The organism is Ruegeria sp. AH3 (assembly GCF_056536265.1).
Genome location: NZ_JBQFJL010000001.1, coordinates 1183095 through 1202537, shown reverse-complemented (window position 1 = coordinate 1202537; position 19443 = coordinate 1183095). Strand labels below are relative to the sequence as shown.

Below are 19443 nucleotides of genomic sequence, written 5' to 3'. Positions count from 1 at the left end.
GCCTTTTTCTTTTTGATCAACCGGATTTTTGGATCAGATAAACCTGGTATCCATTCGTCGTGCCCTGCGAAACCAGCGTATGCCCGGCCTCACTGCAGAAATGCGGCACGTCGATGATGGCCGCCGGATCATCGGCAAGCACGCGCAGCAACCCTCCGGCGGGTAGGGATTTCAGCCGTTTTCGCGCTTTCAGTACGGGCAACGGGCACAACAGCCCCAACGCGTCGAGTGTTTCGGTCTCATCAGTCATGGGATTGAGATATTTCCAACGCGCGATGCTGTCCAGCGTGCAACCACGAGGATGTGACTGAATGGCCCCGTGACGAAATCGATCTGATACCATATGTGCTATTCCATGTTCGGAATAGATATCATCGACGCGGGGCTTCTGCCCGCCATGTTCATCGCCATGCTCGGCGGTTTGATCAGCTTTTTATCGCCCTGTGTGTTGCCGATTGTGCCACCATATCTGGCATATATGAGCGGCGTTTCGATCAACGAGATGAAGGACGAGGCGCGCGCACGCCGCAAGGCGACCCTGTCGGCACTGTTCTTTGTTTTGGGTCTTTCGACGGTTTTCCTGCTGCTTGGTTTTACTGCTTCTGCCTTCGGGGCGTTTGTTCTGCAAAATCAGGTGCTTTTCGCCAAGCTCTCAGGTGCGGTGGTCATCGTTTTCGGACTGCACTTTCTGAACGTCTTCCGTATCCCACTATTGGATCGTGAAGCGCGGGTTGAGACCGGGGATTCCGGTGGTTCGGTCTTCGGTGCCTATATTCTTGGCCTTGCCTTTGCGTTCGGCTGGACGCCCTGCATTGGGCCTCAGCTGGGTGCAATTCTATCGCTGGCTGCATCCGAAGCCTCGGTTGCGCGGGGCACCCTATTGCTGGGTGTTTATGCGGCGGGCTTGGGAATTCCTTTCCTGCTGGCGGCAATGTTCCTGAACCGCTCGATGGCTGTGATGAACCGGATCAAACCGCATATGGCGACTATTGAGAAGGTGATGGGCGGGCTACTGCTGTTCGTGGGTATTATGCTGATTACAGGTCTGTTCACCGAATTCAGCTGGTGGCTGCTGGAAACTTTCCCGGTTCTGGCCACGTTCGGTTAACCCTCTGGCGCTAAACGTGGATGTCGCGACGGCGGGTCTTACACCGCTTGCCGCTCTGCGCTAATCTGCGCGGCAGAGGGCCGGGTCAATGAGCAGTCAACAACCCCATCCAGAAGTGCGCAAACGCCGGGTGTTCTATATTCCCGGCTACGACCCGATTCATCCGCGCCGCTATCGTGAGCTTTACCGCACCGAAGGCCAGGCCCAGGCTGCGATTTCGGGATATGAAATCTCGATCCGCGGGCGAACCGGGAATGACCTTTATGGTTGGCAGATACATTCGGAACAGGAAGGGGCCACGGTCGCGGCGGTGGTCGATGTGCTGGTATGGACCGATATCGTGCGCCAGAGCATGGCGCGCTCAATCCCTGCGACCTATCTGCAGCTTGCTCGCACTGCTTGGATTTATATCTCGACGGGAACACTTTGGCGCTTGATGCAGTTGCGCAAAGGCCCGGTGATCGCAGCGCTTTATCCCGTCGGTATGCTGTTGTTGCAACTGATCGCCGCTCTGGGGTTTGCCTGGGGTCTGTCCGCTGCGCTGCATCCACTGATCGGGGGGTGGGGACTGTTGCCTGCGATTGGGGTCGCCTATGCGCTACTGCTCTGGTTTCGGAAGCTCGATAATCGGTTGTTTGCCTATTACCTGATGCATGACTACGCGCATTCAGCGCGCCTGCGGGGCTCGTATGCGCCAGAAATGAAACAACGGCTGAGGCAATTTTCCAACCTGATCTCAGACGCCCTTGAGGCCGATGTGGATGAGGTTCTGGTTGTAGGCCACAGTTCAGGAGCCCATCTGGGTATCTCGGTACTGGCAGAGCTGTTGCGGGGCCAGAAGATTCCAAGCGACGGTCCTGCATTATCTTTCCTGACATTGGGGCAGGTTGTACCGATGGTGTCCTTTCTGCCAGATGCCAGCGGGTTACGTTCGGACCTGCGTTATCTATCAGAGCACCCTGATCTGACATGGGTCGATGTCTCAGCTCCGGGGGATGGCTGCGCATTCGCGTTATGCGATCCGGTTGCCGTCAGTGGTGTCGCGACATCTCAGAAGCGCGGGCCTCTGGTGTTGTCAGCCGCCTTCACCCAGACCCTGTCCGCTGAACGCTGGAAGCAGTTACGATGGCGATTCTTCCGTCTGCATTTTCAATATCTCGGCGCATTCGATCGGCCCGGAGATTATGACTATTTCCGTATTACCGCAGGCCCCAGGACCTTGGCGAACCGGTTTAGGGACCGCACACCCTCACAATCACGTATCGAGAAACCAACCTCGAAATACACTTCGGTGCGCGCATGAGACCACCGAAGCCACAGGCGCGCCCCGACAAGGTATCTCTCTGGCAGTACATGCGCCTGTTCCGAAAGGATCTGTTGTCAGCTCAGCCACAAAGGCTCTACCGCGCTTGGATGGCCGAATTCAAAACGCCGTTCTTTCGGTCTTACATGATCAACCAGCCCGATCTGATCCGAACCGTGTTGAAAGACCGGCCAGACGATTTCCCCAAATCCGAGCGTATCAGCGAAGGGCTGCGTCCGTTGTTGGGGCAATCGGTTTTCCTGACCAATGGAGAAACATGGAAGCGTCAGCGGCGGATCATCGACCCGGCGTTCGAGGGCGGGCGGCTGAAAGACAGTTTTCCGGCCATGGTCGATGCGGCGCAGGCTTGTGTCGATAGATTGACCGCGCAGGCCGGTCAGGTGGTGGAATGCGAAGAGATCACCAGCCACGTTGCTGCCGATGTGATCTTTCGCACCCTGTTCTCGGTCCCGATTGAGCATGAGGTCGCAACGCAGGTTTTTGACAAGTTCCGCACCTATCAACGTGCGCAACCGCTGCTGAATCTGGCCGCGTTTATTCCGCTGCCACGTTGGATGCCTCGGTTTCATGTGCGCCGAACCCGGGAGACGGCGCGGGAAATCCGGACACTGATTGGTCGTCTGACAGCGGAACGTGCGAACGCGATCTCTGCGGGTAACGCTCCGGATGACCTCGCGACGAAGATCATGACGACGCCCGACCCGGAGACAGGCGCTTGTTTTGGCACCGAAGAAATGATCGATCAGGTGGCAATCTTCTTTCTTGCAGGGCACGAAACCAGTGCTTCGGCCTTGGCTTGGACGCTCTATCTCATGGCGCTTTATCCTGATTGGCAAGAGAAGGTCGCAAACGAGGCGCAGGCGGTCAATATCGACGATTTTGCCGTGATGTCGAAGCTGAGGCTCAGCCGAGACGCGTTTCGTGAAGCGCTGCGACTCTACCCGCCTGTACCCATGATGGTGCGTGAGACGACAGGCCCGGAACGCTTCCGCGACCGGGATATTGCGAAGGGCGCGCAGATCGTGATCAGCCCATGGCACCTGCACCGGCAGGAGCGCCTGTGGGACAACCCCGACGATTTCGATCCTGCTCGTTGGGCCACTGAAAATGGTCGAACATGCCTGCGAGAGGCTTATATCCCGTTTTCCGCCGGGCCACGGGTCTGCACAGGTGCGGGCTTTGCCATGATTGAAGGCCCACTGATCCTGTCGATTCTGCTACGGCGTTTTCGCTTCGAAACAATCGAGGGCAAAACGCCCATACCGGTCGCGCATCTGACGGTCCGCTCGAAAGACGGTATTTGGTTACGGCTGGTTGAGCGCTAACAAACTACCATCGTCCGACGGCTTGCTGTATGCGGAGGACAAATACGGAATCATATTGAACGGGAATGAGTTATGTCCAAGGCAGAACAGCGCGCACAGATGTCCGAAGGCGCAGGATTTATTGCAGCACTGGACCAAAGCGGGGGTTCGACACCTAAGGCGCTGGCGCTTTATGGCGTTGAGGCGTCGGACTACAGCTCAGACGAAGAAATGTTCGGTGAAATCCAGAAAATGCGTGCGCGCATCATTCTGGCCGATGACTTCACCAGTCAGAAGGTGATCGGTGCGATCCTGTTCGAACGGACTCTTGGTGAAGAAATTGATGGGAAGAAGGTCGCGGATTACCTTTGGTCGGCCAAGCAGATCGTGCCGTTCCTGAAGATCGACAAGGGTCTTGAAGATCAGGCCAATGGCGTTCAAATGATGAAACCGATCCCGGGTCTAGCCGAAACGCTTGCCAAGGCAGAAGGCGTATTCGGCACCAAAGAGCGTTCGGTCATTCATGAGGCCAACGCCGAAGGTATCGCCGCGGTTGTCGCGCAACAGTTCGAAGTGGCGCGTGTTGTGACAGATGCGGGCATGGTGCCGATTGTCGAGCCCGAGGTGAACATCCACTCGGAAACCAAAGCTGAGGCTGAGGATATTCTGAAAGCCGAGATCCTAAAAAACCTCGATCAACTGGCCGAGGGACAGGAGGTCATGCTGAAACTGACTATCCCGAGTCAGGTAAACCTCTATGATGCGCTGGCAGATCACCCGCGTGTTCTGCGCGTGGTCGCGTTGTCGGGCGGATATTCGACCGAACAAGCGTGTGATTTGCTGGATCAGAACGGCAAGATGATCGCCTCATTCTCCCGCGCGCTAACCGAAGGCCTGTCCAAGCAGCAGTCGGATGCAGAGTTCAATGCCGCGTTGGGCAGCAATATCGAAAAGATTTATCGCGCCTCGATCTGATCTTCAGACAGGTTTGGTGAAAGAGCGGCGCAACTGCGCCGCTTTTTTACGTCCGATGCACCCTTCGGCGTGGTCATTGACCAGACCCATGGCCTGCATGAAGGCAAAGACCGTGGTGGGGCCGACGAACTTCCACCCCCGTTTCTTCAGATCCTTCGACATTGCGATGGATTCCGGTGAGGTTGATGCCGTTTGCGGCGGCGGAGGCGTTTCGGCCTCATACCGCCAGACATAAGCGGCCAGAGAGCCCTCGGCCTTGATCAACTCTTGCGCGCGACGGGCGTTGTTGATCACCGCTTCGATCTTGCCACGGTGCCGTATGATGCCACTGTCTTGCAGAAGACGTTCAACATCTGCTTCAGAAAACGTAGCCATCTTGTTGAAATTAAAGTTACTAAAGGCTTTGCGAAAGTTCTCTCGCTTATTCAGGATCGTCCGCCAGCTTAGGCCTGACTGAAAACTCTCGAGGCACAGTTTCTCGAACAATCGCTGGTCATCCGCAACCGGATGGCCCCATTCTTCATCGTGATAGTTAAAGAACTCGGGCGCGGCCTGACACCAGGCGCAGCGCGGTTGGCCATCGGGTCCGGTAACAGTTTTGCTCATGACAATGTACCCTTTTTGTTCCTTCATAAGCTATACGCTCTGGAAAGTGTGTGACAAGCGTCAATCGCGGGTTCGATACCAATTAAGAACAAAAACCCGAATAGCCGAAGCGAGACCGGTTTCCGGATCACGCTCTACATCAATCTCGGCGGCCAGAGCGTTGATTGCCTGATCTTTTTCTTCGGCTATGTCACGGAATGCCCGCCAGAATTCATCCTCAAGGGATACTGATGTGCGATGACCTTTGAGGGTCAGCGAGCGTTTGACCGGGCGGCCGCTCATTCATCCAGCTCGTGATTGTCGAGGTCCCGCTTCAGCTTGTCCTGCTGCAGCTTCACCACCTCTTTCTCGGCCTTGGTTCGACCGAAAGCCACAGAGTTTTGGTCTGCACGGGCCTTCTTGTCGGCCCGCGCCTTTTCTTTTCGATACCGGTTCAGATTGACCGGCTTACCCATCAGTCTTTCGGGCCGATCATCTGTTCAGGACGCACGACTGCGTCAAACGTCGCTTCGTCCACAAAGCCCAGCGCAATCGCCTCTTCCTTGAGGGTGGTGCCGTTCTTGTGCGCGGTCTTGGCGACCGTAGTTGCGTTGTCGTAACCGATCGTCGGAGCCAGTGCAGTGACCAGCATCAGCGATTCCTTCATCAGCTTGTCAATGCGCGGCTCGTTGGCCTGAATGCCCAGCAACATCCGCTCGGTAAAGCTGTCAGTGGCATCACCCAGCAACTGGATCGATTGCAACAGATTATAGGACATCATCGGGTTGTAGACATTCAACTGGAAGTGACCCTGTGAGCCCGCGAATTTGATTGCAGCATCATTACCCATGACGTGGGCAGCCACCTGCGTCAGCGCCTCGGCTTGAGTCGGGTTGACCTTGCCCGGCATGATTGACGAACCCGGCTCGTTCTCGGGCAGGATTAGCTCACCCAGTCCCGAACGCGGGCCAGAACCCAATAGGCGGATGTCATTGGCGATCTTGTAGCAAGAACCAGCGATGGTCGCCAAAGCACCCGACAGGAAAACCATGGCGTCATGCGCCGCCAAAGCCTCGAATTTGTTCGGAGCGGTCACGAAGGGCAGGCCGGTGATTTCAGCCATATTGGCAGCGACGGCTTCGTCCCAGCCACCATGGGTGTTCAGACCGGTGCCAACGGCGGTGCCGCCCTGAGCAAGCTCATAGATGCCAGGCATCGCGGCCTCGACCCGAGCGATACCCTGACGGATCTGATGGGCATATGCTCCGAATTCCTGCTCCAGCGTCAGCGGCGTTGCATCTTGGGTGTGTGTGCGGCCAATCTTGATGATACCAGCGAACTCAGCGGCCTTTTTCTCAAGCGCCTCCACAAATTTGGTCAGGCCGGGCAGCAACACGTCGCGCACGCTGACAGCAGTGGCGATATGCATGGCGGTGGGGAAGGTGTCGTTCGACGACTGGCCCATGTTGCAGTGATCGTTCGGATGCACCGGGTCTTTCGAGCCGATCACGCCGCCCATAATTTCGATAGCGCGGTTCGCAATGACCTCATTCGAGTTCATGTTCGACTGGGTACCGGATCCGGTTTGCCAAACGACCAGCGGGAAGTTGTCGTCGAACTTGCCCTCGATCACCTCACCAGCGGCCTGAATGATTGCATCGGCGATATTGGCGTCCAGCTTGCCGATGGCCTTGTTTTCCATCGCGCAGGCTTTCTTGATCACGCCCAGCGCACGCACGATGGCGACGGGTTGCTTTTCCCAACCAATGGGAAAGTTCATGATCGAACGCTGCGTTTGAGCGCCCCAATACTTGTCAGCAGGAACCTCAAGCGGGCCAAAGCTGTCGGATTCGGTGCGGGTCTGAGACATCTGTCACTCCGTCTGGTATGCGGTTGTATGCCGTTTAGCCCGAGCGGTGTCGTGACGCAATCGGCCAGTTGCGCGCACCTTAAACATCGACTGTTCAAAGGTATAGATGAGGCACCCGCTCAAATAATTTCTGTTAGCGAAAACAGTGCCATTGTACACGGGCGGGCTAGAGTTAGAATGGAAAGAAGACTCGCGACGGAGGCAGCTATGCGCGTGACAGTTTTTGGATCGGCCCTATACGGGATCATATTCGCCCTCGTCGTGACGACTTTCCTGGCGCTGCTGGCGCCGCATGCTTTGGCTAACACCATCAAACCATTTGTCGGGGATTACGTCGGTTCAGCCGATGTGGTTGATTCTGATGGTAGGTCCATGCCCCGGGATATGAGCGTTTCGATTCAGGAAATACGGGGCGGTTTCAATATCAGCTGGACGACGACAACTTATAAGGAAGATGGGCGGGTCAAAGAGGGGAAATACTCGGTCGATTTCCAGACAACTGAACGTCCTGATGTGTATTCCGCTGCTATGAAGCGAAATGTGTTCGGTCACGAAGTGCCGCTGGACCCGATGAAGGGAGAGCCCTTTGTCTGGGGCCGGATCGAGGGTGATACGCTAACCGTATTCTCGTTGTTTATCGGAGAGACGGGCGATTACGAATTGCAACAGTTCGACCGCACCCTCGCCGAAGGTGGTTTGGATCTGTCATTTTCCAGGTTTCGGAACGGCGTGAAATCACGCTCGGTTGAGACTTTCCTGAAAAAAGAATGAACCCCGCACTAGGCGGGGTTTGAAGCAGCTTATTTGCGGAAGCTGTCCAACGAGACCACATCGGCATCATGATGTGGCTCGGGCTCTTCCACATCCACCTTCATCGGAGCTTCGGAAGGCTGGTAATCCGCCTCGTCCTCATCTTCGGGGCTTTCAAAACGCAGGCCGAACTCGACCGAAGGGTCCACGAAGGTCTTGATGGCAAGATATGGAATATACAGCGGTTCCGGCGCGTCACCAAAATTCAGAGTGATCGAAAACCCGTTTTCTCCGACCTCAAGATTCTCGAACCAGTGCTGCATGACAATTGTCATCTCGTCCGGATACCGTTCACGCAGCCAGTCAGCCAGTTCGACACCCTCTTGCCGCGTGTCGAACGTGATAAAGAAATGATGAGCACCGGGCAGGCCATGTTCAGACACGCCCGTCAGGACGGTCTTGATCAGGCCGCGCATGGCCGTGTGCATCAAATTCCCGTAGTCGATGTCTTGCGACATGATTGATCCTTCGAAAGTGGTTGGTCTCAGCATAAGGGATTTGGACGGAAACGAAAGGCCGTGCTGGGCTGCATTGATTACAAAAAGTGCAATCCGATTCCGGCCAGAACCATTAAGAACAATGTGGTGGCTAAACCGGATTTCAAACGGAAAATCAACACGCCAGCGGCCAAGGTAAGGATCAGAGCATCGAAATTCAGCGTGTTTGGGTAAGGCAAGGGAAGAGAAACCGGCCCCCAAGCCCACCCGACGATATTGCCGAATAACACGTTCAGACCGAACCACACGGACAGGTTGAGAATCACTCCGACAACCGCAGCCGTGATCCCATGCATCGCCGCTGCCAGGCGTGGGCGAGCGGAGATTCGCTCCAGATGTGGAGCCGCAAGGAATATCCATAAGAAACACGGTACAAAAGTCGCCCAGAGAGCGACCGCACCTGCCGCCAGCGCTAATGCCGCGCCCCCGGCAAGTTGACCGCTGAGCATGGCGACGAACTGTGTCACCAGTATCAAGGGCCCGGGGGTGGTTTCAGCCAGTCCCAGCGCATCGATCATCTGGTCTGTGCTGATCCATTGATATGTCTCGACCACAGTCTGGGTCATATACCCCAGAACCGCATAGGCGCCGCCGAACGTGACCACGGCAAGCTTGGCGAAGAACCAGCCAAGATCGCTGAGCAAATTCTGATCACTCAGTTCCAAAAGCACCAGCGGACCCAGCCACAAGGGCAGCCACATCATGCAGGTTCGGATCGGGTGGGAAGACGTGGGGCGCGGCCCGGTCGGAACCGGCGCAGTGTCCTTCGATGTAGCATATCCCCAGAGCGCTGCGCACAGGATAATCAAGGGGAAGGGCAGGTTGAAGACGAATATGCCCAGAAATCCGAGCGCGGCGATCACTTGGTGTTCACGATCTGTTAGCGCTTTGCGCGAGAGATTTCGCAGCGCTTTCAGAACAATGATAATGACCGTTGCTTTCACGCCCAAAAACCCGGCTTGCACCAGCGGAAGCGTGCCATACGCGGCATAAAGCGCGACCAAAACCGCGATTACCAAGGCACCGGGCAGGACGAAAAGGGTGCCGGCGACCAAACCTCCGGCAACGCCGCGCAGCCGCCAACCTGCATAGGTGGCGAGTTGCATCGCTTCGGGGCCCGGCAGCAGCATGCACAACGATAGCGCGCGCAGATAGGTCTGTTCGTCGAGCCACGCGCGCCGCTCGACAAGCTCTTGATGCATCAGGGAAATCTGCGCTGCAGGGCCGCCAAAGGACAAAAGGCCGATACGGCCGAACACTCGGACCAGTTCCAATATGGACGGAGCCAGTGCCTGTGACCCAGTGGCAGCCATCGCATGTCTCCTTCGTGGTTCGGATACATGCGAACTTGACCTGCCATCTGATGGGGTGTCCGCAAGCCAACCCCGCGTTTTCTGCTAGCGCGGAAACTCAGTTGCGGTCAAGCGTGCGGTGGCTTGCGTCAGGCCCAGTCTAGTCTTTGGCCTGTCATGCAGACGGGCAACGTGTCCTGAGGGAATTGCCCCAACTGCTCAAAGAGCGAAATGAAGTCAAACTGGTTGTAGGCTTCGACCATCTTATCACCCTTGAACCGCGCCATCACTTGCCCGGTCACTTCAAGCGGAGCGCCATTATCAGCTCGGAACGTGCGAACGTGAAGAATACCAGATACCCAATCGCCGTTTTCGATGATCTTTGGCAACTCTACCGAGATGTCGCCAAGAACATGTCGAAAGGCCATTACGAGATCCCTGAAATCACCCGCGCCAACCTGCATCTCGGGGATCAGCCCCTCGGCCAGTGTATCTGGGGCAAAGAATTGGTCGATAGCGTCGATGTTTCCCTTTTCCCAGACCTCAGAATACCACGCGCGCAACTTGTCTGATTTCGACATCTCGACCTCCTGTCATCCGACGAAAGGATGAAACAGAGAAGTGAATAAACTCTGAATCTCGGGTGAGTTCTGAGCAAGAAATAGACATAAGAGGAAAAAATGCAGGTTTCTGTTGCCAGGTACCTGCGAACCCCGCCTTACGCGGCTAGGCGCAAGGGCTTAAGTTTCGGTCTTGCTACTGCTTACGCAGCAACTGCAACCGGAGCACGATTGTCGTTTGCAATTGTACTAGTTTCGCCGATAACGGTGGCAGACAGCCGAGACAAAGCTAACCCCTTTAGACGTTCGTCGATCCTGTTTCGGCCCCATGATCCCCAAACGAAGGATTATTGGTGGAGCCGCCGGGTACCGCCCCCGGGTCCGATCCGCTTATTACGAGCGCGTTTATGTCCATAGTCCCGAAGGACATGTCTTATATAGGTGAGGATCAGGCCCGATGCAAACTCAGATTGAAGATTGCAGCGCACAATAAAGCCAATAACTTACGCCGTCTTGTTCATGTTTGCGAGGATCAACCAAAGGGCCAGAACCAGTTCGATTCCCCCGAATGTCAGCGCTTTGATCAGCGGAGGGTTGTCCAGTGCCACCGAGACGAACCGTCCCAGCGCAGCACCTGCATAAACCACGCCCAGCATCACATAAGCCATCGGATGGTTCAGCCACAGAACCGCGATGCCTGTAACCACAAACAAGCCTCCAACCGAGGCACGCATCTCGCTAAGGCCCATCGTACTGTTGGTAGGGGCCAGATCCAGCGCATTCGCGGTGAACGCAGGGGCCAGAAAGCCAAATGCGCCGAATCCGATCGTCAGAACTGCGGCAAGAATATTCAACGCCGAGACCATCTTATTCCCCTCTGTCAGGCCGCGTATGCGGCGTCAAAGAACTCCAGTTCAAGTTCGACGGCACGGTGGAACAGGCGTGTCACCTCAGTCTTCGCATCGGCATCCAGCGTGGGCCAGACCTTGTCCAACTGGTCGCGCAAATAGGCGACCACACCTTCGAACCCCTCGCCTGCATGTAGCGTAATCCATTCGCCAAACCAGAACGGCAGGTCCGGGGCTGGTGGGTTCACCGGGGTGGCCCAACTGAGGTAGACCCATTCGGCGACCACCAGAACCGCCAGCATGTTCTCATACCGGCCCGATGCGGTGGCTTCGGCCATCAGTTGTTGGAAGGCCAATGTCGCAGGCGCAGGCTGATCGATGGGCGCCGTATCCAGAGCCTCCATCGCGCGCAAGAAATAGGTGTTTTCTGGCCCGGTGATCACCGCAAGGAATTGCGCCGCGGGCACACTGTCTGCAAGGCTAGGTGCATGCGCAATCGCGCTGGCCAGAAGACGTACGAAACCATCGACGAACTGATAATCCTGTTGCAGATACCAGCGCATCTTGTCAGCGGGCAGGGTGCCCGCTGCGAGTTCGCGAGTGAAGGCATGAGTTGTGGCCGCCTGCCATTGCTCCAATCGACCTTGACGAAGGATTTCGGTTGGGCGTGCGCTGTTTTGCATCTCGATGCCTCCTGACTGTCTTGGTGGCAGACAAAACCGGTTTTTGTCCAAGATACAAGGCCTTACAGAAATGGGATTTGATCAGATCGCCGACCACAGTCCCAGACCACCGACCAGAATCAGGCTCAGCGCCCAGACCAGTTCCAGATTGAACCAACTGCGCGACAGGAATTGCAGGCCAAGCCAGCGATAGACGGCAAAGGCCAGAATGCCCCCGCCAAGTACCATCGCAGCGGTATGCAGCGCGGCAACGGCAAGCACCAGTATCCCGTTCGTGGTCATGATTTCAGACACTGCCCGATGGCCCGCATCCAGCTCATCCAGCCCGCAAAGGCCCAGATATATTGGCACCAACATCAGCGCAGCCCCGTGGGCCAGCGCCACCAGAAAGGACCAGAGCGCCAGCCTGCCGGGCGGGATGCGGGACAGCATGCGAGGATGGCGCCGGGTGATGGCGATATAAGCCCCCATCGCGATCACGATCAGGGCGGCGCCGATCCGGATTTCGCGTTGGTAATCAACCAGTACGGCCATCAATGCGAAGGGCAAAAGGACGCCCAGCATGGCCAGAAAATGTCCTCCGGCAAGCGCAGCAAGGGCGCGCCAGAGGGCGGATTGCCGTTGCTCCATCAGGGCGGACGATACGGCCAGAGGCCAACCCATCCCGGGGTTCAATCCGTGATAGGCACCACTGAGAACAACGGCCAGCCAAAGGCCAGCCGTTGATGTCATCAGAACCTCCAAGTCAGACTGAAGGGTAGCAGAAGCTGTCAGTCGAGCAGTCCCCACCCTCAAGACGAATCTGGTGGCTGCGATAGCCTTTTGGGAACTCGACCCAGAACTTGGGATCAAGCGTTAGGCCACCGTTTTCACCAACATCCGCCTTGACCATCGCCGCCCCTCCTTCTTCGGGATAGAACTGATCGTCCCAGGTGGAGTAGAGCGAATTCGTCCAGTAGACGCGCTTGCCATCACGACTGATCTCCACCATCTGCGGGCCGTAGCCGAAGGTCTGACCGTTGGGATGTTTCGTTTTCTTCACGATCCCGCCGATTTCAACCTTACCCGCAAGCGTAGGGTTCGTCGGGTCTGACACATCATATTGATGCATTTCTCCGGTGCCCCAACAGGCGACGTAGAGGTATTTGTCGTCGAGGCTGAGGTCGATATCCGTGACCAGAGGCGGCACGGCCGCAAAACCTTTCAGCAGTTCCGGCAAGTCATCCGGATCAGCGGGTTGCGGGTCGATGGTGATGGTTTTCTTGGCTTCAAACGTACCATCATCGTTGCGCCACCAAGTGAAAATTGCCCCCTGCAAGTTCGTTGTGTCCACAACAACGCCACAGAACCCGTGTTGCTTGACCGGGTCATGCGCAGGCCGGATTTCCAGCGCCATCTGATGGTTTTCGCCCAGATCAATGGTCTGGATGTTGGTGCGGTTTCTCAGATTCCAGAAGTGGATACTGTGGCCGTATTTGTTCGACAATAGATCCTCAGCCACCAACCCGTTCTCGAATTGCGGCGGCAGGCCCCATTCCGAGCTGACCATGTAGTCGCGCGGCAGGTTCCACCAGAAATCATAATGTTTGTCCTGCACGCCGCGTTCGATCTCGTACCGTCCGATGATCTCGAAACTCTCACAATCCATGATGAAAATACCCGGAGGGCCATCGGTTCCGTCTTCTCCACCGCCGCCAAGCGTGCTGACATAGATACCTTCGGGTCCGCAATGGATCGTGTGAGGCCGGGAATAGCCTGTTTTGGCAAAGACTTCCTCGGGCTCGATGATCTTGTGGATCTTGGCTTCCAGTGGGTTTTTTACATCGATGATGTAGATGCGGCTAGACCGGATGCCGGGAATGATCAGATAGCGGCGTTCCAGAAATGCATGGCCGCTGAGCGGTGACAGTGCTGATGAACAGGCGTTCCAGCCAAAGTGATGAAATTCATCCCCTTTTTCCGGCATGATCACCTGATGAACGATCTTGCCATAGTCATCCGATGTCGGATCGACATTCACCACGGCCAGCCCGTCAGGTTGCGAAAAATCGGGGCTGAGCATCAACGTGAAGGCCAACGTCTCGGTTGGGCCCTCCATTGCCAGTTTGGCCGATGGGTAAAAGGTTGGGTCCGGTCTTTGGTTCATAACTTCCTCCCGTAAGTCATTGATATTCAATTCATAGTGAGAGTTCCGGTCTTGTCGCCGGATGTCATGCTGCCTGCTCGGGGTCCTCGTTGGTTTCGTTCTTATGCGGGTTTGCGCCGCTGTTCGGCGACATCTTGCGCCAGTTGTCTCGTATAGCTTTCCAGTTTGATCAGCGCGGCATCCACGGTCGCCGCATCGCCTGCCTCCAGCCCATCGGCGATGTCGGTGTGCAGCGCGATGATCTCTTCGCGCGACCGAGCTGTAAAGGTAATCATGTTCATCAGGGGCTGCATTGCTTCGACAGCCCCAGCAAGTTGGTAGGACAAAACCGGATTGCCCGCGCCATCGACCAGCGCGCGGTGAAAGGCCACGTCAGAGGCGCAAAATGCCTCATCCGTCAAACCCGGTTGCGATTGCCGAAAGATTTCAGCCCGCATCGTGGCCAGTTGATCGGCTGTGCGACGCTGCGCCGAAAGCGAGGCACAGGCGCGTTCTAGCGCATAGCGGGCCTCGCAAGCGGTATCAAAGCTGACTGCGTTCATCGACAGTAGCAAGGTTGAGGTCGTAATCTGCTGAGAATAAGCATCCTCAAAGTTCAGCCTGTTCACGAATGCACCACCCGATGCCCCGCGTTGCGTGCGGATCAGAGACTGTGCGGCAAGCCGCTTCAATGCCTCACGAACAGTCGGGCGCGAGACCTGAAACTGATCAGCGAGCTCGGATTCGGAGGGCAACCGCTCATCCACAATCAACCGGCCAGAAACGATCGCGTCCCGGATTGCCTGGGCAATTTGGGCCGACAGATCAGCAGGGTTTCGCGGGTCGATTTTCATGGTGTTTATGCGGATTCGAGAATTTTCATTTGTCTGACATTTAAAAGTCTGACATTTGAAAAGCAAGAGAGTTGAGTCGGGAGGGGCAAGTGAGTCGCTCAGTTTTCCGCAGCGCGCTTTGGTTGGGCTTCTACATCACGATCCTTTGGGCGTGGTGGATGATGTTCAGCATGAGCCGCGATATGGATCTGGACTGGATCGGCAGACCGGGCCCGATGGGACAATCCATGGCCGCGATGGATCCGCGGATGGACATGTATATGCCCATGGCCGAGTTTGGCCCGCTGTTCTGGATGTGGGCCATCATGATGGCGGCGATGATGCTACCAACGCTTGTGCCCACCCTGCGCAGCTATGACGACCTGATCCGCAGTGCAAACGGAACGCGGGCAGGGTGGCTGGGCGTTCTGAGCGGTTACTTCATTGTTTGGGTCGGTTTCGCGGCCCTGATCACCGGTCTGCAGCTGGCTCTGCTGTTTGGTGGCGCGGTTGACATGCTGGGTATCGCCAAATCACCCTATTTGGCAGCTGGGCTGCTGATCGCGGTTGGCGCATTCCAGTTCACCCGCGTGAAAGAGGTCTGCCATGGGGTTTGCCACGCCCCGATGACCTATTTTCTTGGGCACTGGAAGACGGGTTTCACCGGCGGTCTGCGAATGGGCTTGGGGCTGGGCTCGTTCTGCGTCGGATGCTGTTGGGGGTTCATGGCGCTCGGCTTTGTTGGTGGGATTATGAGCCTGTTGTGGATGGGTCTCGCGACCCTGTTCATGGTGTTGGAGAAACTTCCTCAGATCGGGCACGCGGTAACGCGCCCCTTGGGGTTCGCGCTGATTGCGGGCGGTTTTGGACTGCTGGCGTATCACATTGCATACGGAGGATAAGCCGATGGCAAAAAACAGAAAACCGGAATCGGACAAACTGCCGATCAGTCAACGGATCGACAGCCGGATGCCAAATCCCAAGCGCCGCGAGATGAGCCCGACGGACTGGGCCATCAAAGGTGAGCTGATCCTGAACTGTTCCTGCGATGTGTTCTGCCCCTGCGTTGTATCGCTTGGGGCGCACCCTCCGACAGAAGGGCACTGCCATGCCTGGATGGGCATCATCATCGATGAAGGTCATTATGAGGGCGAAGACCTGTCAGGCCTGAATGTGGGCCTGCTGGTCGATATCCCGGGCCGTATGGGCGAAGGTCAGTGGAAGGTCGCGGCCTATGTCGACGAACGCGCCAGCGGCAAAGCCTATAACGGTCTTCTGCAGATCTTCAGCGGTCAGGCAGGTGGCACAACGGGTCTGTTCACTATGCTGGTCAGCGAGATCATCGGGGCAGAGCGTGCTCCGGTTGTGATCGAGCGTGACGGCACCAAGCGGCGCATTGTGATCGGGCGCAAGATTCAAGGCGAGATTGAGATGCTGGCAGGCAAGGACCCGGAGCATCCGGTGATGGTCTCGAACTCGAAATACTGGATGGGGCCAGATATCATCGTGGCGAAGGGCACCAAATCCAAGGTGCGCGACTATGGTCGTGTCTGGGATTTCGGTGGCAAATCCGCCGAAATTTGTCCGATTGACTGGCATGGACCCAAGTAAGTCACGCGGGCGTTTCAGCCCAAAGTGATTGGCATCAATGCTGGTGTTGCCTGAGGAGGCATGAATGGCTCAAATCTCACTTTCTCGCCGACTGCGTCGCACGCCCTTCTCTGAGGGTGTCGAGGCGGCGGGGGTCAAGGGATACACCGTCTATAATCGTATGTTACTGCCCACGGTTTTCGAAAGCGTCGAGGCAGACTACCGGCATCTCAAATCCCATGTGCAGGTCTGGGACGTCTCATGCGAACGCCAGGTCGAGCTGCGGGGGCCTGATGCAGCCCGTCTGATGCAGATGCTGACACCGCGCGATCTGCGCGGAATGCTGCCCGGTCAGTGTTTCTATGTGCCGATCGTGGATGAAACGGGCGGTATGCTGAATGATCCGGTTGCAGTAAAACTATCGGACGACCGGTGGTGGATCTCGATCGCCGACAGCGATTTGCTGCTTTGGGTGAAAGGATTAGCCAACGGCTATCGTCTGGATGTTCTGGTAGATGAGCCGGATGTCTCTCCGCTGGCGGTACAAGGACCGAAAGCCGATGATCTGATGGCACGGGTGTTCGGCGACCGCGTGCGCGACATTCGGTTCTTCAAATTCGATATGTTCCAGTTTGAAGGACGCGATCTGGCCGTTGCGCGGTCGGGCTATTCAAAACAAGGCGGGTTCGAGATTTACGTCGAGGGCGGAGATGTCGGCATGCCACTTTGGAATGCTCTGTTCGGCGCAGGTGAAGACCTGAACGTGCGCGCCGGTTGCCCGAACCTGATCGAACGGATTGAGGGCGGTTTGCTGTCTTACGGCAACGACATGACCGACGACAACACTCCGCATGAATGCGGTCTTGGCAAGTTCTGTAACACTCACACAGCTATCGGTTGCGTCGGGCGCGATGCTTTGCTGCGTGTCGCCAAAGAGGGTCCTGTGCAGCAGATCAGACCGATTGAGATTTCCGGGGATACTGTCCCGCCATGCGATCGGCCCTGGCCTGTCTACGGTGGCGGCAAGCCTGTTGGGCAAGTGACCTCGGCCGCGTGGTCGCCGGATTTTCAGGTCAATGTCTCGATTGGAATGCTGCGGTTGAGCCATTGGGATCCGGGCACCGCGCTGGAGGTAGAGACGCCCGACGGGCAGCGAAGCGCGGTCGTGAAGGACGGGTTCTGGATTTGATCGGGGAAGGGGGCTCTGCCCCCGTCGCTGCGCGACTCCCCCGGGGTATTTTGGGCCAGATGAAGAAGCGGATCTGGTCGTTTGAAACAGAAAGGATATCAGATGTTTAACGCATTGGTCATGGACAAGGATGAAGAGAGCGGTCTGGCGAGCGCGTCGGTCAAGCAGATCAACGTGGATGACTTGCCTGCGGGCGAGGTGACGGTTGCTGTCGACTATTCGACCGTGAATTACAAGGATGGTCTGTGTATGTCGCCCAAAGGGGGCGGACTGGTGCGCAGCTACCCTCATATTCCAGGGATCGACTATGCGGGGACGGTCGAGGCGTCTTCAGACGAGCGGTACAAACCCGGTGACAAGGTTGTGCTGACCGGATGGCGCGTAGGCGAGGCGCATTGGGGTGGCTATTCCCAAAAAGCCAACGCGCGCGCAGATTGGCTTGTACCTCTGCCAGAAGGTCTGTCAGCACGTCAGGCGATGGCGATTGGGACCGCCGGGTTCACCGCGATGTTGGCCGTTATGGCGCTTGAAGATCATGGCTTGGAGTCGGGGCATGGCCCGGTGCTGGTGACGGGGGCCGCCGGCGGCGTAGGCTCGGTCGCGACTGCGATATTAGCGCATCTTGGCTATGAAGTTGCCGCTGTCACAGGGCGCCCCGAGACAGCAGAGTATCTGACCTCGCTGGGGGCGACGACAATTGTGCCTCGGGATGAGTTGAACGAAACCACCAAGCGCCCATTGGAGAGTGAAACTTGGTCTGGCTGTGTGGATGCCGTTGGTGGTGCAATGTTGGCTCGGGTTCTGGGGCAGATGAAGTATGGTGCCTCGGTTGCGGCTGTTGGCCTTGCCGGAGGGGCTGCTTTGCCCGCGACCGTGATTCCGTTCCTTCTGCGTGGGGTCAACTTGCTTGGGATCGACAGCGTCATGCAGCCATATGAAAACCGCGTGCGGGCCTGGCAGCGCATCGCAACCGATTTGCCGATGGATAAGCTTGAAGCCATGGTGCATCCGGCAACATTGTCAGATCTGCCCGCATTGGGGGCAGATATTTTGAACGGACAGGTCAAAGGGCGCGTCGTGGTCGACGTTAACAGCTGATCAGCATGAGGTCTGAAGCTGGTCGGGTACGCTATCCGACCGGCTTTGTCGTTGTGATTGTGCAGAAGATACCAGAAACAGTTCTGGTCATTGCCACAATTCCTGCCCATGATTGCTATACATCCCATTTGTGATGGCTTAAGACCCATCCGAACAGCACCTGAAGACGGGGAGTGAGCAGCATGTCTGATGATTTTGACCTGGACACCGATGATCTGAAACGCCGCATGGACGGCGCTATGACAAACCTCAAAACCGAATTCGCATCGCTTCGGACAGGGCGGGCCTCGGCCTCAATGCTCGAACCGGTGATGGTTGACGCCTATGGCTCGATGACGCCGATCAATCAGGTGGGGACAGTGAACGTGCCCGAGCCGCGAATGGTGACGGTCAATGTCTGGGACAAGTCGCTTGTGGGAAAGGTTGAAAAGGCAATCCGTGAGAGTGGGTTGGGGATCAACCCTCAACTGAACGGCACGATCATCATGCTGCCGATCCCAGAATTGAACGAAGAACGCCGCCGAGAGCTGGGCAAGGTTGCAGGACAATATGCAGAAAGCGCGCGGGTTTCGATCCGTAATGTTCGGCGCGATGGCATGGATCAGATCAAGAAGGGCAAAGCCGATGGCCTGTCTGAGGATGACCAGAAGCTCTGGGAAGCCGAGGTGCAGGACCTGACCGACATGATGATCAAAGCCGTTGATGATGCGCTTGAGACAAAGCAAGCCGAGATCATGCAGGTCTGAGCGCGA

The 19443-nt window shown here is 56.7% G+C and carries 23 protein-coding genes and 1 other RNA gene; 10 read left to right on the top strand and 14 right to left on the bottom strand.

The genetic code is table 11. The annotated features are described in order from the left end of the window. Positions 1–16: 16 nt before the first annotated feature. Positions 17–250, bottom strand: a complete 234-nt coding sequence (locus tag ACR3EM_RS05985; protein ID WP_480469889.1) for a sulfurtransferase TusA family protein — start codon at positions 248–250, stop codon at positions 17–19. 105 nt (positions 251–355) lie between these two features. On the opposite strand from ACR3EM_RS05985, the gene ACR3EM_RS05980 reads away from it, so the two are divergent. The 4 genes from ACR3EM_RS05980 (at position 356) to ACR3EM_RS05965 (ending at position 4711) form a co-directional block, all read left to right on the top strand. Continuing rightward, entirely contained in the window at positions 356–1108 is a 753-nt protein-coding gene (locus ACR3EM_RS05980) for a cytochrome c biogenesis CcdA family protein (protein ID WP_480469888.1), read from the top strand. Between the two features lie 88 nt (positions 1109–1196). Further along, a complete protein-coding gene (locus ACR3EM_RS05975) occupies positions 1197–2411 on the top strand; it encodes a hypothetical protein (RefSeq protein WP_480469887.1) in 1215 nt (404 codons plus the stop codon). Further along, positions 2408–3757, top strand: coding sequence for a cytochrome P450 (locus tag ACR3EM_RS05970; RefSeq protein WP_480469886.1), 1350 nt, complete (start codon positions 2408–2410; stop codon positions 3755–3757). Before ACR3EM_RS05975 ends, ACR3EM_RS05970 begins: the two co-directional genes overlap by 4 nt. Positions 3758–3829: 72 nt before the next feature. After that, complete coding sequence (locus tag ACR3EM_RS05965; RefSeq protein ID WP_480469885.1) at positions 3830–4711, top strand: fructose bisphosphate aldolase; 882 nt, start codon at positions 3830–3832, stop codon at positions 4709–4711. A gap of 3 nt (positions 4712–4714) precedes the next feature. Here the strand turns inward: ACR3EM_RS05965 and ACR3EM_RS05960 are convergent, their stop codons facing one another. From ACR3EM_RS05960 to fumC, 4 genes are read right to left on the bottom strand one after another with little or no spacing between them, the layout of a single operon-like run. Then, positions 4715–5317 (bottom strand): DNA-3-methyladenine glycosylase I, encoded by a 603-nt coding sequence (locus ACR3EM_RS05960; RefSeq protein ID WP_480469884.1) that lies wholly within the window; start codon positions 5315–5317, stop codon positions 4715–4717. A gap of 60 nt (positions 5318–5377) precedes the next feature. Then, entirely contained in the window at positions 5378–5599 is a 222-nt protein-coding gene (locus ACR3EM_RS05955; protein ID WP_480469883.1) for a ribbon-helix-helix domain-containing protein, read from the bottom strand. Continuing rightward, the gene (locus ACR3EM_RS05950; RefSeq protein WP_480469882.1) at positions 5596–5772 is read right to left on the bottom strand and encodes a DUF4169 family protein; all 177 of its coding nucleotides are present in this window, start codon (positions 5770–5772) and stop codon (positions 5596–5598) included. The genes ACR3EM_RS05955 and ACR3EM_RS05950 overlap by 4 nt, the downstream gene beginning before the upstream one ends. Further along, positions 5772–7166 (bottom strand): class II fumarate hydratase, encoded by a 1395-nt coding sequence (fumC, locus tag ACR3EM_RS05945; protein ID WP_480469881.1) that lies wholly within the window; start codon positions 7164–7166, stop codon positions 5772–5774. Before fumC ends, ACR3EM_RS05950 begins: the two co-directional genes overlap by 1 nt. A 207-nt stretch (positions 7167–7373) precedes the next feature. Between fumC and ACR3EM_RS05940 the strand changes: the two genes are divergently transcribed. Further along, positions 7374–7937, top strand: a complete 564-nt coding sequence (locus ACR3EM_RS05940) for a hypothetical protein (protein ID WP_480469880.1) — start codon at positions 7374–7376, stop codon at positions 7935–7937. Between the two features lie 29 nt (positions 7938–7966). On the opposite strand, the gene ACR3EM_RS05935 is transcribed toward ACR3EM_RS05940, so the two are convergent. The 9 genes from ACR3EM_RS05935 to ACR3EM_RS05895 all read right to left on the bottom strand — a co-directional run bounded on the left by ACR3EM_RS05935 (position 7967) and on the right by ACR3EM_RS05895 (position 14835). Then, positions 7967–8434, bottom strand: coding sequence for an SspB family protein (locus ACR3EM_RS05935; protein WP_480469879.1), 468 nt, complete (start codon positions 8432–8434; stop codon positions 7967–7969). A 77-nt stretch (positions 8435–8511) separates the two neighbouring features. Next, on the bottom strand, positions 8512–9786 hold the full coding sequence (gene chrA / locus ACR3EM_RS05930) for a chromate efflux transporter (protein ID WP_480469878.1): 1275 nt from the start codon (positions 9784–9786) through the stop codon (positions 8512–8514). A gap of 128 nt (positions 9787–9914) precedes the next feature. Continuing rightward, positions 9915–10346, bottom strand: coding sequence for an ester cyclase (locus tag ACR3EM_RS05925; protein ID WP_480469877.1), 432 nt, complete (start codon positions 10344–10346; stop codon positions 9915–9917). A gap of 98 nt (positions 10347–10444) precedes the next feature. Beyond that, positions 10445–10792, bottom strand: a transfer-messenger RNA (tmRNA) gene (ssrA, locus tag ACR3EM_RS05920). 36 nt (positions 10793–10828) lie between these two features. Continuing rightward, a complete protein-coding gene (locus tag ACR3EM_RS05915) occupies positions 10829–11191 on the bottom strand; it encodes a DUF4345 family protein (protein ID WP_480469876.1) in 363 nt (120 codons plus the stop codon). Positions 11192–11205: 14 nt separating this feature from the next. Next, complete coding sequence (locus ACR3EM_RS05910; protein ID WP_480469875.1) at positions 11206–11856, bottom strand: TenA family protein; 651 nt, start codon at positions 11854–11856, stop codon at positions 11206–11208. Between the two features lie 81 nt (positions 11857–11937). Then, positions 11938–12588 (bottom strand): hypothetical protein, encoded by a 651-nt coding sequence (locus ACR3EM_RS05905; protein WP_480469874.1) that lies wholly within the window; start codon positions 12586–12588, stop codon positions 11938–11940. 13 nt (positions 12589–12601) lie between these two features. Continuing rightward, positions 12602–14002 carry a selenium-binding protein SBP56-related protein gene (locus ACR3EM_RS05900; RefSeq protein WP_480469873.1) on the bottom strand — a complete coding sequence of 467 codons (1401 nt, stop codon included), beginning with the start codon at positions 14000–14002 and terminating at the stop codon, positions 12602–12604. Between the two features lie 101 nt (positions 14003–14103). Beyond that, positions 14104–14835 (bottom strand): FadR/GntR family transcriptional regulator, encoded by a 732-nt coding sequence (locus ACR3EM_RS05895; RefSeq protein WP_480469872.1) that lies wholly within the window; start codon positions 14833–14835, stop codon positions 14104–14106. An 89-nt stretch (positions 14836–14924) separates the two neighbouring features. Here ACR3EM_RS05895 and ACR3EM_RS05890 point away from each other — a divergent pair, with 89 nt between their 5' ends. From ACR3EM_RS05890 to frr, 5 genes are all read left to right on the top strand, one after another. After that, the gene (locus ACR3EM_RS05890; protein WP_480469871.1) at positions 14925–15716 is read left to right on the top strand and encodes a DUF2182 domain-containing protein; all 792 of its coding nucleotides are present in this window, start codon (positions 14925–14927) and stop codon (positions 15714–15716) included. A 4-nt stretch (positions 15717–15720) separates the two neighbouring features. Then, a complete protein-coding gene (locus tag ACR3EM_RS05885; protein ID WP_480469870.1) occupies positions 15721–16425 on the top strand; it encodes a DUF1326 domain-containing protein in 705 nt (234 codons plus the stop codon). A gap of 64 nt (positions 16426–16489) precedes the next feature. Continuing rightward, entirely contained in the window at positions 16490–17593 is a 1104-nt protein-coding gene (locus tag ACR3EM_RS05880) for a dimethylsulfoniopropionate demethylase (protein WP_480469869.1), read from the top strand. 102 nt (positions 17594–17695) lie between these two features. Then, positions 17696–18691: an acryloyl-CoA reductase gene (gene acuI, locus ACR3EM_RS05875; RefSeq protein ID WP_480469868.1), complete on the top strand. Its 996-nt coding sequence runs from the start codon at positions 17696–17698 to the stop codon at positions 18689–18691. Between the two features lie 182 nt (positions 18692–18873). After that, positions 18874–19437: a ribosome recycling factor gene (gene frr, locus ACR3EM_RS05870; RefSeq protein WP_480469867.1), complete on the top strand. Its 564-nt coding sequence runs from the start codon at positions 18874–18876 to the stop codon at positions 19435–19437. The last annotated feature ends 6 nt before the right edge of the window (positions 19438–19443 follow it).